General features: G+C 69.6%; 16 protein-coding genes. 11 read left to right on the top strand and 5 right to left on the bottom strand.

Annotation, left to right across the window (positions count from 1 at the left end; translation table 11 throughout):
* The first annotated feature begins 90 nt into the window (after nucleotides 1-90).
* Nucleotides 91-1,203, top strand: a complete 1,113-nt coding sequence (locus AB0M62_RS03350; protein ID WP_366072389.1) for an amidohydrolase family protein — start codon at nucleotides 91-93, stop codon at nucleotides 1,201-1,203.
* Here the strand turns inward: AB0M62_RS03350 and AB0M62_RS03345 are convergent.
* From AB0M62_RS03345 to AB0M62_RS03335, 3 genes are read right to left on the bottom strand one after another with little or no spacing between them, the layout of a single operon-like run.
* The gene (locus AB0M62_RS03345) at nucleotides 1,189-2,160 is read right to left on the bottom strand and encodes a COX15/CtaA family protein (RefSeq protein WP_366072388.1); all 972 of its coding nucleotides are present in this window, start codon (nucleotides 2,158-2,160) and stop codon (nucleotides 1,189-1,191) included. The genes AB0M62_RS03350 and AB0M62_RS03345 overlap by 15 nt on opposite strands.
* A 51-nt stretch (nucleotides 2,161-2,211) precedes the next feature.
* Nucleotides 2,212-2,979, bottom strand: a complete 768-nt coding sequence (locus tag AB0M62_RS03340; protein ID WP_366072387.1) for an ABC transporter permease — start codon at nucleotides 2,977-2,979, stop codon at nucleotides 2,212-2,214.
* A complete protein-coding gene (locus AB0M62_RS03335; protein ID WP_366072386.1) occupies nucleotides 2,976-3,902 on the bottom strand; it encodes an ABC transporter ATP-binding protein in 927 nt (308 codons plus the stop codon). Before AB0M62_RS03335 ends, AB0M62_RS03340 begins: the two co-directional genes overlap by 4 nt.
* A gap of 134 nt (nucleotides 3,903-4,036) precedes the next feature.
* Between AB0M62_RS03335 and AB0M62_RS03330 the strand changes: the two genes are divergently transcribed.
* From AB0M62_RS03330 to AB0M62_RS03295, 8 genes are all read left to right on the top strand, one after another.
* On the top strand, nucleotides 4,037-4,771 hold the full coding sequence (locus AB0M62_RS03330; protein ID WP_366072385.1) for an ArsR family transcriptional regulator: 735 nt from the start codon (nucleotides 4,037-4,039) through the stop codon (nucleotides 4,769-4,771).
* Nucleotides 4,768-6,189 carry a Fe-S cluster assembly protein SufB gene (sufB, locus tag AB0M62_RS03325; RefSeq protein ID WP_366072384.1) on the top strand — a complete coding sequence of 474 codons (1,422 nt, stop codon included), beginning with the start codon at nucleotides 4,768-4,770 and terminating at the stop codon, nucleotides 6,187-6,189. Before AB0M62_RS03330 ends, sufB begins: the two co-directional genes overlap by 4 nt.
* 73 nt (nucleotides 6,190-6,262) lie before the next feature.
* Nucleotides 6,263-7,441 (top strand): Fe-S cluster assembly protein SufD, encoded by a 1,179-nt coding sequence (gene sufD, locus AB0M62_RS03320; RefSeq protein ID WP_366072382.1) that lies wholly within the window; start codon nucleotides 6,263-6,265, stop codon nucleotides 7,439-7,441.
* Nucleotides 7,441-7,758, top strand: coding sequence for a bifunctional 3-phenylpropionate/cinnamic acid dioxygenase ferredoxin subunit (locus AB0M62_RS03315; RefSeq protein WP_366072381.1), 318 nt, complete (start codon nucleotides 7,441-7,443; stop codon nucleotides 7,756-7,758). Before sufD ends, AB0M62_RS03315 begins: the two co-directional genes overlap by 1 nt.
* Before the next feature lie 7 nt (nucleotides 7,759-7,765).
* Entirely contained in the window at nucleotides 7,766-8,530 is a 765-nt protein-coding gene (sufC, locus tag AB0M62_RS03310) for a Fe-S cluster assembly ATPase SufC (RefSeq protein WP_366072380.1), read from the top strand.
* On the top strand, nucleotides 8,527-9,783 hold the full coding sequence (locus tag AB0M62_RS03305; protein ID WP_366072379.1) for a cysteine desulfurase: 1,257 nt from the start codon (nucleotides 8,527-8,529) through the stop codon (nucleotides 9,781-9,783). Before sufC ends, AB0M62_RS03305 begins: the two co-directional genes overlap by 4 nt.
* 10 nt (nucleotides 9,784-9,793) lie before the next feature.
* Complete coding sequence (sufU, locus tag AB0M62_RS03300) at nucleotides 9,794-10,258, top strand: Fe-S cluster assembly sulfur transfer protein SufU (RefSeq protein WP_366072378.1); 465 nt, start codon at nucleotides 9,794-9,796, stop codon at nucleotides 10,256-10,258.
* Nucleotides 10,255-10,590: a metal-sulfur cluster assembly factor gene (locus tag AB0M62_RS03295; RefSeq protein WP_366072377.1), complete on the top strand. Its 336-nt coding sequence runs from the start codon at nucleotides 10,255-10,257 to the stop codon at nucleotides 10,588-10,590. The genes sufU and AB0M62_RS03295 overlap by 4 nt, the downstream gene beginning before the upstream one ends.
* Nucleotides 10,591-10,701: 111 nt before the next feature.
* Here the strand turns inward: AB0M62_RS03295 and AB0M62_RS03290 are convergent, their stop codons facing one another.
* Nucleotides 10,702-11,706 (bottom strand): hypothetical protein, encoded by a 1,005-nt coding sequence (locus tag AB0M62_RS03290; protein WP_366072376.1) that lies wholly within the window; start codon nucleotides 11,704-11,706, stop codon nucleotides 10,702-10,704.
* Between the two features lie 299 nt (nucleotides 11,707-12,005).
* Between AB0M62_RS03290 and AB0M62_RS03285 the strand changes: the two genes are divergently transcribed.
* The gene (locus tag AB0M62_RS03285; protein ID WP_366072375.1) at nucleotides 12,006-12,326 is read left to right on the top strand and encodes a multidrug efflux SMR transporter; all 321 of its coding nucleotides are present in this window, start codon (nucleotides 12,006-12,008) and stop codon (nucleotides 12,324-12,326) included.
* Entirely contained in the window at nucleotides 12,326-12,862 is a 537-nt protein-coding gene (locus AB0M62_RS03280; RefSeq protein WP_366072374.1) for a TetR family transcriptional regulator, read from the top strand. Before AB0M62_RS03285 ends, AB0M62_RS03280 begins: the two co-directional genes overlap by 1 nt.
* On the opposite strand, the gene AB0M62_RS03275 is transcribed toward AB0M62_RS03280, so the two are convergent.
* The gene (locus AB0M62_RS03275; RefSeq protein WP_366072373.1) at nucleotides 12,852-13,745 is read right to left on the bottom strand and encodes a winged helix-turn-helix transcriptional regulator; all 894 of its coding nucleotides are present in this window, start codon (nucleotides 13,743-13,745) and stop codon (nucleotides 12,852-12,854) included. The two genes, AB0M62_RS03280 and AB0M62_RS03275, sit on opposite strands and share 11 nt — an antisense overlap.
* Nucleotides 13,746-13,748 lie beyond the last annotated feature (3 nt).

The raw sequence follows: 13,748 nt of genomic DNA, 5'->3' as shown, positions 1-13,748 counted from the left end.
GGCAGGGTTCACCCGTTAGGCGGGGTGGAAGCACGTCCTCTCCCGGACCAGGTCCGGGGAGGACCCCCACGCCCACAACGGGGTGCCCGGATGATCGAAACGCCGTCCCTGGTGGACCAGTACTGCCATGGGGTGCTCCGTACCGAGCTGGGCCTCGGCACCTTCGAGGCGTACCTCGCCAGGGCTGAGGGGCCGCCCGCAGCCGGAACGACCTTCTTCGACACCCAGACCGGTTTCGCCGTGCGCCGCTGGTGCCCGCCGCTGCTCGGCCTGGAGCCGCACTGCTCGCCGGCGCGCTATCTCGCGCGCCGCAGGGAGCTCGGCGTCCTGGAGTCCGGCAGGCGCCTGCTGCGCGGGTCGGGTATCGCCACCTATCTGGTGGACACCGGGCTCCCCGGCGACCTCACCGGTCCGGGAGAGCTGGCCGTGGCGGGCGCCGCCGAGGCCCATGAGATCGTCCGGCTCGAACTCCTGGCCGAGCAGGTGGCCGACACCTCCGGCACCGTGGAGTCGTTCCTGGCCAATCTCGCCGAGGCCGTGCACGGGGCAGCCGCCTCGGCCGTCGCCTTCACCTCGGTCGCGGGCATCGGGTACGGGCCGGCGTTCGCCCCCGAGCCGCCGGGGCCCGGCGAAGTGCGTGGAGCCTCCGGACGCTGGCTAGCCCGGCGCCCGGCCGGCGGGCAGCTGACCGACCCCGTCCTGCTGCGGCATCTGCTGTGGATCGCGATCGCCTCGGGGCGTCCGCTGCAGCTGCACGCCGGGGCGGCCGACCCCCGGACGCGCATCGACCGCACCGACCCGATGCTGCTCACCGATTTCGTACGGGCCACCGGCGGGCTGGGCACCGATCTGGTGCTGCTGCACAGCTATCCGTACCACCGCCACGCCGCCCACCTCGCCGGTGCCTTCCCCCATGTGTACGCCGATCTCGGTCCCGCCCTCGCGTACACGGGGGCACGGGCCGATGCCGTACTGGCGGAGTTCCTGGAGCTGGCACCGTTCGGCAAGCTGTTGTTCTCCAGCGGAGGCCGGGGGCTTCCGGAGCTGCACGTGGTCGGCGCGCGGGTGTTCCGGGAGGCGATGGCACGCGTGCTCGGCGGCTGGGTCGGCGACGGGGCGTGGTCCCGCAGGGACGCGGAACGGGTCGCCGCCATGATCGCTGCGGGCAATGCCCGTCGCGTCTACGGCCTAGGCAGCTGCTGACAGGGCCTGGTCGCTCCGAGCCGGGATGCCGGTGGTCGTTTCCGGGCGCTCGCGCAGGCTCAGTGCCAGCCGGAGCACCGCGATCCACACGAGACAGGAGCCGAGCATGTGGGCTGCGACCAGGACCTCGGGGAGCTCGGTGAAGAACTGCACATAGCCGACGGCTCCCTGTGCGAGGAGCACCAGCAGCAGATCCCTCGCCCGGGCACTGGTGTCCGGCGGTGCGTCCACCATGCGCAGCACGAGCCACATGCCCAGAGCCAGCGCACACACGACCCAGGCCGCGATCGCGTGCACATGTGCGGTGCCCGCCCAGTCGAACCCCATCCGCGGGACCTCACTGCTGTCACCCGCGTGCGGGCCGGACCCCGTCACCACCGTGCCCGCCGCGATCAGTACGACGGACGCGGCGATCAGGACCCGGGACAGCTTGCGCACGGGGCGCGGGACGCGTGGCCGGGCGGTGCCGTCGCCCTCGCGGGTGCGCTGCCAGGTGATCGTGGTCACGGTGATCAGCGAGGTGGCGAGCAGGAAGTGGCCGGCGACGGTCCAGGGGTTGAGACCCGCCAAGACGGTGATGCCGCCGAGGACCGCATTGCCCATGACGATCCAGAACTGCGCCCAGCCCAGCCGGGTCAGACCGCGCCGCCAGGGCTTGGTCGAACGGGCGGCGGTGATCGCCCAGCCGACCGCCGCGCAGAGCACGTACGTCAGCATCCGGTTGCCGAATTCGATCGCGCCGTGCACGCCTTGCGCGGGCGTCGCGACGAGACTGTCGTCCGTGCACTTCGGCCAGGTGTCGCAGCCGAGACCGGAGCCGGTCAGCCGGACCGCGCCACCGGTGACCACGATGACGACGCTCATCACGAGGGCGGCGAGCGCGGCGCGCTGGAGCGTACGGGGCGTAGGCGTCCAGCGCCGGGCGACAAGAGCGAGTGGGGTCAACACGGCATCCATCGTAGGCGCCCGCTTGTGCGTGCATTCACGAGGGGCCGTGGCGCGGCTCGCTCACTCCCAGCGGAAGAACTTCGCCGCCGCGCCCAGTCCCAGGACCGCCCAGACCGCGAGGATCCCGATGTCGCCCCAGGGGATCCCCGATCCGTGCTGGAGCACGTCGCGCAGGCCGTCCGAGAGCGCGGCGATCGGCAGCAGGGCGAGCACCGACTGGACCGCGTCCGGGAACTTCTCCAGCGGCACGATCACCCCGCCGCCGACCAGCAGCAGAAGGAAGACCAGGTTGGCCGCGGCCAGGGTCGCCTCGGCCTTCAGGGTCCCGGCCATCAGCAGGCCGAGACCCGAGAAGGCCGCCGTACCGAGAACAAGCAGCAGGACCACGGCGAGCGGATTGCCCTGCGGGGACCAGCCGAGCGCGAACGCGATCGCCGCGAGAAGCGCGATCTGCAGCACTTCGGTGACGAGTACGGACAGGGTCTTCGCGCTCATCAGGGCCCATCGGGGGAGCGGAGAGGCGCCGAGCCGCTTCAGTACTCCGTACCGCCGCTCGAATCCCGTCGCGATGGCCTGCCCGGTGAACGCGGTCGACATCACCGCGAGCGCGAGGATTCCGGGGGCCAGGAAGTCGACCGCCGCGTCCTCTCCCGTTTCGACGATGTCGACCGTGGAGAACAGCACCAGCAGCAGCGTCGGGATGATCACCGTCAGCAACAGCTGCTCGCCGTTGCGCAGCAGCATCCGGGTCTCGAGCGCGGTCTGTGCCGCGATCATCCGGGACAGCGGCGCGGCGCCCGGCTTCGGCGTGAACGTACCGGCGGTCATCCGCGCAGCTCCTTACCGGTCAGTTCGAGGAAGACGTCCTCGAGCGTGTGCCGTTCCACCGAGATGCCGCCCGGCATCACCCCGTGCTGGGCACACCAGGTGGTCACGGTCGCCAGCAGCTGAGGGTCGATGTTGCCGGTGATGCGGTACGCGCCGGGCGTGAGCTCGGCCGCCGAGGTCCCGTCGGGCAGAGCCTTCAGCAGGGCCGCCAGGTCGAGACCGGGGCGCCCGGTGAAGCGGAGGGTGTTCTCCGCGCCGCCCCGGCAGAGCTGTTCGGGACTGCCCTGGGCGATGACCCTGCCTGCGTCGATGATCGCGACGTCGTCGGCGAGCTGCTCCGCCTCGTCCATGAAGTGCGTGGTGAGCACGACGCTGACGCCGTCGCTGCGCAGTTCGCGTACGAGCGCCCAGGTGGCCCGGCGGGCCTGCGGGTCCAGCCCGGCGGTCGGCTCGTCCAGGAAGACCAGCTCGGGACGGCCGACCACGGCCATGGCGAGGGCGAGCCGCTGCTGCTGGCCGCCGGAGAGCCTGCGGAACGTCGTGCGGCCGCAGCTCTCGAGCCCGAGCCGCTCGATGAGCGCGTCCACGTCGAGCGGATGGGCGTGCAGTTTGGCCATGTGCCGCAGCATCTCGTCGGCGCGGGCCCCCGAGTACACCCCTCCGGACTGCAGCATCACGCCGATCCGGGGACGCAGTGCGGAGGCGTCCGCGACCGGGTCCAGGCCGAGTACGCGCACGGTGCCGTCATCCGGACGGCGGTATCCCTCGCAGGTCTCGACGGTGGTGGTCTTGCCGGCACCGTTGGGGCCGAGGACGGCGGTGACCGTGCCCGCCGCGACGTCCAGGTCGAGGCCGTCCACCGCGGCCTTCTTGCCGTACCGCTTGACCAGGCCGCGGACTCGGACGACGGGCGCGATTTGCATACGGGCGAGTCTAGAGAGGGGCCGGGCCTCCCATGGCCGGGGGGCCGATTAGGTGACCCTTAGTGACCGAGGCCACCCGAGGCCGGAACCCTGACCGCTTGTCGCACCTTGGGGAATTACGCAACAATGGTGTTGTGAAATACGTCGGCGAGGCCCATGAGGAGCTCGCGACCGGAGAGCGGTCCACCCGCAACCGGGTCGCGCGGTCCATCCTGGACCACGGTCCCTCGACCGTGGCGGACCTCGCCGGGCGGCTGGGTCTTACCCAGGCCGCCGTCCGCAGGCACCTCGACGCACTCGTGGGTGACGACGTGGTCGAGCCCCGCGAACAGCGCGTGTACGGGGCCAGGACCCGTGGCCGCCCCGCCAAGGTCTTCGCACTCACCGACTGCGGCCGGGACGCCTTCGACCAGTCGTACGACAAGCTGGCCGTCGATGCCCTGCGCTGGATCGCCGAGGCGGCGGGCGGCGGGGAGCAGGGAGAAGCGGCGGTCGCCGCCTTCGCCCGCGCCCGGCTCGCCGCGCAGGCCGAGACCTACCGGGAGACCGTGGAAGCGGCCGGCCCGGAGGAGCGCACAGAGGCGCTCGCCAAGGCGTTGACCGCGGACGGGTACGCTGCTACAGCGCGCAGCGCACCGGTCGGCGAACAGCTCTGCCAGCACCACTGCCCGGTCGCCCATGTGGCCGAGCAGTTCCCGCAGCTCTGTGAGGCGGAGACCGAGGTCTTCGCTCATCTGCTCGGGACTCATGTGCAGCGTCTGGCCACCATCGCCCATGGCGACGGGGTGTGCACGACGTTCATTCCGCGCAGCGGAACACAGACCACCACCGAAGCATCTGCAAGTACGGCCGGGAGGAACCCCGCATGACTCTCCCCACGGAGACTGCCCACCCTGAGCTCGACGGCCTGGGCACGTACGAATACGGCTGGGCCGACTCCGACGTGGCCGGCGCTTCTGCGAAGCGCGGTCTCTCCGAGGAGGTCGTCCGCGACATCTCGGCGAAGAAGTCCGAGCCGGAGTGGATGCTGAAGCTGCGGCTCAAGGGTCTGCGCCTGTTCGACAAGAAGCCCATGCCGAACTGGGGCTCCGACCTGTCGGGCATCGACTTCGACAACATCAAGTACTTCGTGCGGTCCACCGAGAAGCAGGCCGCTTCCTGGGAGGAACTGCCCGAGGACATCAAGAACACGTACGACAAGCTCGGCATCCCGGAGGCGGAGAAGCAGCGCCTCGTCGCCGGTGTCGCGGCCCAGTACGAGTCCGAGGTCGTCTACCACCAGATCCGTGAGGACCTGGAGGAGCAGGGCGTCATCTTCCTCGACACGGACACCGCGCTGAAGGAGCACCCGGAGCTCTTCCAGGAGTACTTCGGCACGGTCATCCCGGTCGGCGACAACAAGTTCGCCTCGCTGAACTCGGCCGTGTGGTCCGGCGGCTCCTTCATCTACGTCCCCAAGGGCGTGAAGGTCGACATCCCGCTGCAGGCCTACTTCCGTATCAACACGGAGAACATGGGCCAGTTCGAGCGGACGCTGATCATCGTCGACGAGGACGCCTACGTCCACTACGTCGAGGGCTGCACCGCCCCGATCTACTCCTCGGACTCGCTGCACAGTGCCGTGGTCGAGATCATCGTAAAGAAGGGCGGCCGCTGCCGCTACACGACGATCCAGAACTGGTCGAACAACGTCTACAACCTGGTCACCAAGCGTGCCGTGGCGTACGAGGGCGCGACCATGGAGTGGGTCGACGGCAACATCGGCTCCAAGGTCACCATGAAGTACCCGGCCGTCTACCTGATGGGCGAGCACGCCAAGGGCGAGACCCTGTCCATCGCCTTCGCGGGCGAGGGCCAGCACCAGGACGCCGGCGCCAAGATGGTTCACATGGCTCCGAACACCTCGTCCAACATCGTCTCCAAGTCGGTGGCGCGAGGCGGTGGCCGTACCTCCTACCGCGGTCTGATCGAGATCGGCGAGGGCGCGCCGGGCGCGAAGTCCAACGTGCTCTGCGACGCGCTGCTGGTCGACACGATCTCCCGCTCGGACACCTACCCGTACGTGGACGTCCGCGAGGACGACGTGTCCATGGGCCACGAGGCGACCGTCTCCAAGGTCTCCGACGACCAGCTCTTCTACCTGATGAGCCGCGGTATGACGGAGTTCGAGGCGATGGCCATGATCGTGCGCGGTTTCGTGGAGCCGATCGCGCGTGAGCTGCCCATGGAGTACGCACTGGAGCTCAACAGGCTGATCGAGCTGCAGATGGAGGGCTCTGTCGGCTGACACAGCCCGGCATCGCCGTCCGGACCACCGCAGCGCTTCATTTCTGACGTAGAGAGAGAGCACGACGACAGCCATGGCTGAGGCTCAGAACATTCCGGCGGGTTCCACCACCGCCGGGTCCATCGCGGTGGCCGCCGAGTCCACCGTCGCCACCCGTATGAGTGCGCCCCCGTCCTTCGACGTGGCGGACTTCCCCGTCCCCCACGGCCGCGAGGAGGAGTGGCGGTTCACGCCGCTCGACCGCCTTCGCGGTCTGCACGACGGCACCGCCGAGGCGGGTGGCGTGCTCACCGTCGAGGTGACCGCTCCCGAGGGTGTCACCGTCGAGACGGTGGACCGCGGCGACGCGCGGCTCGGCAGGGCGGGCACCCCGGTGGACCGGGTCACCGCCCAGGCCTACACCTCCTTCGAGAAGGCCTCGGTGGTCTCGGTGCCCAAGGAGACCGTGCTCGACGAGCCGATCCGGATCGCGGTGCACGGTGAGGGCGGTACCGCGTTCGGCCACCAGGTCGTGGAGCTGGGTGCCTTCGCCGAGGCGGTCGTCGTCATCGACCACACCGGTGACGCCGTGCTCGCCGCCAACGTCGACTACGTCCTGGGCGACGGCGCGAAGCTGACCGTCGTCTCCGTACAGGACTGGGACGACAAGGCCGTCCACGTGGCGCAGCACAACGCGCTCGTCGGCCGTGACGCGTCCTTCAAGTCGGTCACCGTCACCTTCGGCGGAGACCTCGTCCGTATCCACCCGCGCGTGCAGTACGCGGGCCCCGGCGGGGAGGCCGAGCTCTTCGGCCTGTACTTCACCGACCAGGGCCAGCACCAGGAGCACCGTCTCCTGGTCGACCACAACGCGCCGCACTGCCGCTCCAACGTCGCCTTCAAGGGCGCACTGCAGGGCCAGGACGCGCACGCGGTCTGGATCGGCGACGTGCTGATCCGCGTCATGGCCGAGGGCACCGACACGTACGAGCTGAACCGCAACCTCGTCCTCACCGACGGCGCGCGGGTCGACTCGGTCCCCAACCTGGAGATCGAGACCGGCGAGATCGTCGGCGCGGGCCACGCCTCCGCGACCGGCCGCTTCGACGACGAGCAGCTTTTCTACCTGCAGTCGCGCGGCATCCCGGCCGGCGAGGCACGCCGGCTCGTGGTCCGCGGCTTCTTCGCCGAGCTGGTCCAGCAGATCGGTCTGCCGGATGTGGAGGAGCGCCTGATCGCCAAGATCGACGCCGAGCTGGAAACTTCCGTCTGATGGCCTTCGTCAAGGCCTGTGCGCTGAGCGAGCTGGAGGACGGCACCCCGAAGCGGGTAGAGCTCGACGGCACGCCGGTCTCCATCGTCCGGACCGAGGGTGAGGTGTTCGCGATCAACGACATCTGCTCGCACGCGAACGTGTCCCTCTCGGAGGGCGAGGTGGAGGACTGCATGATCGAGTGCTGGCTGCACGGATCCAGCTTCGACCTCCGTACCGGCAAGCCGTCCGGTCTTCCCGCGACGCGCCCCGTCCCCGTGTACCCCGTAAAGATCGAAGGGGACGATGTGCTCGTCTCCGTCACACAGGAGTCCTGAGGCACCCATGGCAACGCTTGAAATCAACGACCTGCACGTCACCGTCGAGGCCGATGGTGGCGCCCGCGAGATCCTCAAGGGCGTCGACCTGACCGTCAAGCAGGGCGAGACGCACGCCATCATGGGCCCGAACGGCTCCGGCAAGTCGACTCTTGCGTACTCGCTCGCCGGTCACCCGAAGTACACGATCACCAGCGGCTTCGTCACCCTCGACGGCGAGGACGTCCTGGAGATGACCGTCGACGAGCGCGCCCGCGCCGGTGTCTTCCTCGCCATGCAGTACCCGGTCGAGGTCCCCGGTGTCTCGGTCTCCAACTTCCTGCGTACGTCGGCGACGGCGATCCGCGGTGAGGCCCCCAAGCTGCGGCTGTGGGTCAAGGAGGTCAAGGAGGCCATGGAGCGCCTCAACATGGACCCGGCCTTCGCCGAGCGCAACGTCAACGAGGGCTTCTCCGGCGGTGAGAAGAAGCGTCACGAGATCCTTCAGCTCGAGCTGCTCAAGCCGAAGATCGCGATCCTCGACGAGACCGACTCCGGCCTGGACGTCGACGCGCTCCGGATCGTCTCCGAGGGCGTCAACCGCGTGCGCGAGTCCGGTGAGGTCGGCACCATGCTGATCACGCACTACACCCGGATCCTGCGCTACATCAAGCCCGACTTCGTGCACGTGTTCGCGAACGGCCGCATCGCCGAGTCCGGCGGCGCCGAACTCGCCGACAAGCTCGAGGCCGAGGGCTACGAGTCCTACGTGAAGGGTGGCGCGACCGCGTGACACAGCTGCCGGGGCTCCTCGACACCGAAGCGATCCGCAAGGACTTCCCCCTGCTGGATCGTGTGGTCCACGACGGGAAGAAGATCGTTTATCTGGACAACGCGGCGACTTCGCAGAAGCCGCGCCAGGTTCTCGACGCGCTGAACGAGTACTACGAGCGGCACAACGCCAACGTCCACCGTGGCGTCCACGTGCTTGCCGAGGAGGCCACGGCGCTGTACGAGGGCTCCCGCGACAAGGTCGCCGCCTTCATCAACGCGCCGAGCCGCGACGAGGTGATCTTCACCAAGAACGCCTCCGAGTCGCTCAACCTCGTCGCCAACATGCTGGGCTGGGCCGACGAGCCCTACCGGGTGGACCACGAGACCGAAGTGGTCATCACGGAGATGGAGCACCACTCCAACATCGTGCCGTGGCAGCTGCTCTCGCAGCGCACCGGCGCGAAGCTGAAGTGGTTCGGTCTCACCGACGACGGCCGGCTCGACCTGTCCAACATCGAAGAGATCATCACCGAGAAGACGAAGATCGTCTCCTTCACGCTGGTCTCCAACATCATGGGCACGATCAACCCGGTCGAGGCGATCGTCCGGCGCGCTCAGGACGTCGGCGCCCTGGTGCTGATCGACGCCTCGCAGGCCGCCCCGCACATGCCGCTCGACGTGCAGGCGCTCGGCGCCGACTTCGTGGCCTTCACCGGCCACAAGATGTGCGGCCCGACGGGCATCGGCGTCCTCTGGGGTCGGCAGGAGCTGCTCGAGGACCTGCCGCCGTTCCTCGGCGGCGGCGAGATGATCGAGACGGTTTCGATGCACTCGTCGACGTACGCCCCCGCTCCGCACAAGTTCGAGGCCGGTACCCCTCCGATCGCCCAGGCCGTCGGCCTCGGCGCCGCCGTGGACTACCTCTCCTCGATCGGCATGGAGAACATCGCCGCGCACGAGCACGCGATCACGGAGTACGCGGTCCGGCGCCTGCTGGAGGTACCCGACCTGCGGATCATCGGCCCCACCACGGCCGAGGACCGCGGCGCGGCGATCTCCTTCACGCTCGGCGACATCCACCCGCACGACGTGGGGCAGGTACTCGACGAGCAGGGCATCGCGGTCCGGGTCGGCCACCACTGCGCGCGGCCGGTCTGCCTGCGGTACGGAATTCCTGCGACCACGCGAGCGTCGTTCTACCTGTACTCCACGCCGGCCGAGGTCGACGCCTTGGTCGACGGGCTGGAGCACGTACGGAACTTCTTCGGCTAGGGGCTGGGACGTGAAGCTGGATTCGATGTACCAGGAAGTCATCCTGGATCATTACAAGCACCCGCACGGGCGGGGCTTGCGGGATGGCGACGCCGAGGTGCACCACGTCAACCCGACGTGCGGCGACGAGATCACGCTCCGCGTGAAGTACGACGGCCGGACCATCGCCGACGTCTCGTACGAGGGCCAGGGCTGCTCCATCAGCCAGGCCAGCGCCTCCGTGCTGAACGAGCTGCTCGTCGGCAAGGAGCTGGCCGAGGCGCAGAAGATCCAGAGCACCTTCCTGGAGCTGATGCAGTCCAAGGGCAAGCTCGAACCGGACGATGCCATGGAAGAGGTGCTGGAGGACGCGGTCGCGTTCGCCGGCGTCTCGAAGTACCCCGCCCGGGTGAAATGCGCGCTGCTGAGCTGGATGGCGTGGAAGGACGCGACTGCCCAGGCACTGGGCGAGGGCGCCGAGAGGAAGACGGCATGAGCGAGAACACTGTGACCACGAAGCCCGCCTCCGAGGACGAGGTCCGTGAGGCGCTGTACGACGTCGTCGACCCCGAGCTGGGCATCGACGTCGTCAACCTCGGCCTGATCTACGGCATTCACATCGACGACTCCAACGCCGCCACGCTCGACATGACGCTGACGTCCGCGGCCTGCCCGCTGACCGATGTCATCGAGGACCAGGCGAAGTCGGCGACCGAGGGGATCGTCAGCGAACTGAAGATCAACTGGGTCTGGATGCCGCCGTGGGGCCCGGACAAGATCACGGACGACGGCCGTGAGCAGCTGCGCGCGCTCGGCTTCAACGTCTGAGCTGCGGGTCTGAGCAGTCAGTACGCATAGCGCGTACGCCAGAGGGGCGGGGCCCACCATTGCCGGTGGAGCCCCGCCCCTCTGCTGTCCGCAGCGCCCGGCGCCCGGCGCTCAGCGTTGCGGCGGCCCGGCCATCGGCATGCCCGCGGCCTCCGCCAGCCTCAGGTCCAGGCTCTCCCGGCGGATGCGCTGGTCCACGTAGAGCAGGCTCGCGACCAGCTGCGGGAGGATCGTCTGAACGATCTGGCTGATCGCGCCGCCGAGCATGCTGAGTCCGAGGTAGGCGCCCATGGAGCCGTATATCGCGGAGGGGCTGGGATCCGCACCGGCGGTCATCATGCCGGGCAGCATCGTGAACGCTCCGACGATCGAGAACGGCAGCTGGATGATGTAGCCCAGCGCCGCGGCCAGGATGATCGTCAGCAGCCCGATGCCGAAGGTCCGCCACCAGCTGCCCTGAACCAGCCGCGCGGAGCGGCGCAGGGCCGCGACCGGGCCGTGTTCCTCGAAGACCGCGGCGGCCGGTGCCAGACAGAACCGCACCCACAGCCAGACCGTCACCGGCAGCGACGCCAGCATCAGCAGGGCCCAGATGCCGAACAGGGTGCCGGCGGCGTCCTGACCTTCGCCGGCGGACGCCGCGAGGAGCCCGAGCATGACGACACCGAAGGCCAGCATCGGAGCGCCGGCGATCAGTGAGGTGAGGAGCACGGTGCCGAGCACCGAGGGCATCCGGGACCAGGCGCGGCGCCAGATCGCGCCGAAGGTGGCCGGGCGGCCGAGGACCGCGTCCTGGACCACGGCCGAGGTGGCGGCGTAGACCACCGCGGTGCTGAACATCATCAGCAATATGGAGAAGAGGACCACCGCGCCGAGGGCGGTGAGCAGGGTGCGGCCGTCCTCCCACGGCAGATCGCCGTACTCCAGGTGGTCGAACCACGCCCGGAGACTGTCCTCGACGGCCAGGTACGCGATCAGCAGGGCGCCCAGTACGGCGACGAGTGCCGCGCCGTACGCGATGACCGCCGTGCCGAACAGCGGCTTCCAGTACCGGCTCATGGCCGAGAAGGCCCCGCCCAGAAGGTCGCCCAGCGTGAGCGGCCGCAGGGGTATCACCCCCGGTTTGGGCGGAGGCGGCATCCACCCGCCGCCCGGCGGACCCCATCCCGGCTGCCCTCCGTACGGTGCGCCGCCACCCGGCGGCCCCCATGCCGGACCGCCCGGCTGTCCGCCGGCTTCTCCGCCCGGCCCGCCGGGCGGGCCCCACCCCATGTTGTCCGACATCAGTGCGCTCCGCTGTCTGCTCGTTTCCCCCATTGACCGGGACACGGTAACCGGTGCCACGCGATCTCCGTATGGCTGGGGCACAGCGTCGTTGTGTACGAGCGTACGCATAGTTGTGTACTGTCGTACACATGCCATACGTACTGCTGGCCGCGGCCATCGCGGCGGAGGTGGCCGGGACCACGGCCATGAAGTTCAGCGACGGGTTCAGCAAGCTGTGGCCGTCCCTGGGGACGGTCGCCGGATACCTTCTCGCCTTCACCCTGCTTGCGCAGACCCTGAAGACGATGCAGGTCGGTACGGCCTATGCGATCTGGGCGGGCGTCGGCACCGCCTTGGTCGCCGTCATCGGCATGGTCTTCCTGGATGAGACGGCGAGCGCGGCCAAACTGGCCGGCATCGCGCTGGTGATTGGTGGAGTCGTCCTGCTCAACCTCGGCGGTGCGCACTGATGGCGCGCAGGTACGACCCCGAGCGCCGCCGGCGCATCATCGACGCAGCGATACGGGTGGTCGCCCGGAAAGGCATCGGCGGGCTCAGCCACCGGTCCGTCGCGGCCGAGGCGGATGTACCGCTGGGCTCGACGACGTACCACTTCAAGACGCTCGACGAGTTGATGGTCGCCGCGCTGCGCCAGGCCAACGAAGGCTTCGCCAAGGCCGTGAGCGAGAGCGGCGCGTTCGAGGATCCGCATGCGGATCTCGCCGAGGAGCTCGCCCGGCTGCTGGGCGAGTGGCTCTCCGGCGACCGTACGGGGGTCGAGCTGGAGTACGAGCTGTATCTGGCCGCCCTGCGCAGGCCGGCGCTCCGCCCGGTCGCCGCCGAGTGGTGCGAGGGCGTGGCCGAGGCGCTGGCCGCGCGCACCGATCCGGTGACGGCGCGGGCGCTGGTCGCGCTGATGGACGGCATCTGCCTCCAGGTCCTGTTGACCGACGCCGCGTACGACCCCGCGTACGCGAAGGAGATGCTGGCACGGATCATCCGCTGAGGATGCCGCCTGTGAAGCGGGTGACGGCGGCCAGCGCGGCCCGCACGCTCGCCTCGATGTCCGTCACCGGGTAGAAGACCTCTCGCACCACCCGGTCGCGGTCGATCACCAGAGTCAGCCGCTTGAGCCGGCTCACCCCGGCGGCGCGGAAGGTCGGCAGGCGCAGCGCGGCGGTCAGGGCGAGCTCGGCGTCCGAGAGCAGCGGGAATCGCAGCCGCTCCTTGTCGGCGAAGGCCCGCTGCTCGTCCGGGCGTTGCGTGGAAACCCCGTGCACGGTCGCGCCCGCGGCGGTGAACTCGGCCGACCGGTCGCGGTAGGTGCTGGATTCGAGCGTGCAGCCGGCAGCGCCCGGGATCTCCGCCCAGCCCGGCGGATAGGACTCGCCGTGGGCGTACGCGCCGGGGAAGCAGTACAGGACGGTATACGGCGATACGGAGACCGGATCGCGCACCTCGCCCCGGTGGTCCAGCAGCCGGAGGTCCGGCACCCGGGTGCCGGCCAGTTCATGGACGCGTTCGGCCTCCCTGGAGGCCTCGGCCGTCGTCGCCGTCATCTCTCCCTCTCCCATCACCCAGGTGTCTCCCCAGTCCTGAAGGGCGACCAGTACGGGCAGCAGCGCGCGGCCGCGCGGGGTGAGCCGGTACTCGTACCTGACCGGGCGGTCCTGGTACGGCTCGCGCGTCAGCACACCCGCGTCGACCAGCAGTCGCAGCCGCTCGGCCAGCACCTTGCGGGACATCCCCAGCTCGCGTTGCAGGGCGTCGAAGCGGTGCACACCGCGGGCGGCGTCGCGCACGATCAGCAGCGTCCACCAGTCGCCGACGACGTCGAGGGCCTGGGCGACGGCGCAGTTCGCGTCACCGAGGCTCGTGCGCTGGGCCATGGC

It is taken from the genome of Streptomyces sp. NPDC051219, from assembly GCF_040682335.1.
Taxonomy (GTDB): domain Bacteria; phylum Actinomycetota; class Actinomycetes; order Streptomycetales; family Streptomycetaceae; genus Streptomyces.
This window is presented reverse-complemented; position numbering and strand designations above follow the sequence as displayed.

Bases quoted from the DNA above. Each gene is read 5' to 3' on its own strand.
- AB0M62_RS03285 (WP_366072375.1), top strand. From the start codon at position 12,006: ATGCCATACGTACTGCTGGCCGCGGCCATCGCGGCGGAGGTGGCCGGG.
- AB0M62_RS03315 (WP_366072381.1), top strand. From the start codon at position 7,441: ATGGCCTTCGTCAAGGCCTGTGCGCTGAGCGAGCTGGAGGACGGCACC.
- AB0M62_RS03275 (WP_366072373.1), bottom strand. From the start codon at position 13,745: ATGGCCCAGCGCACGAGCCTCGGTGACGCGAACTGCGCCGTCGCCCAG.
- sufC (WP_366072380.1), top strand. From the start codon at position 7,766: ATGGCAACGCTTGAAATCAACGACCTGCACGTCACCGTCGAGGCCGAT.
- AB0M62_RS03345 (WP_366072388.1), bottom strand. From the start codon at position 2,160: ATGGATGCCGTGTTGACCCCACTCGCTCTTGTCGCCCGGCGCTGGACG.
- AB0M62_RS03350 (WP_366072389.1), top strand. From the start codon at position 91: ATGATCGAAACGCCGTCCCTGGTGGACCAGTACTGCCATGGGGTGCTC.
- sufD (WP_366072382.1), top strand. From the start codon at position 6,263: ATGGCTGAGGCTCAGAACATTCCGGCGGGTTCCACCACCGCCGGGTCC.
- AB0M62_RS03340 (WP_366072387.1), bottom strand. From the start codon at position 2,979: ATGACCGCCGGTACGTTCACGCCGAAGCCGGGCGCCGCGCCGCTGTCC.
- AB0M62_RS03335 (WP_366072386.1), bottom strand. From the start codon at position 3,902: ATGCAAATCGCGCCCGTCGTCCGAGTCCGCGGCCTGGTCAAGCGGTAC.
- sufB (WP_366072384.1), top strand. From the start codon at position 4,768: ATGACTCTCCCCACGGAGACTGCCCACCCTGAGCTCGACGGCCTGGGC.
- AB0M62_RS03295 (WP_366072377.1), top strand. From the start codon at position 10,255: ATGAGCGAGAACACTGTGACCACGAAGCCCGCCTCCGAGGACGAGGTC.
- AB0M62_RS03280 (WP_366072374.1), top strand. From the start codon at position 12,326: ATGGCGCGCAGGTACGACCCCGAGCGCCGCCGGCGCATCATCGACGCA.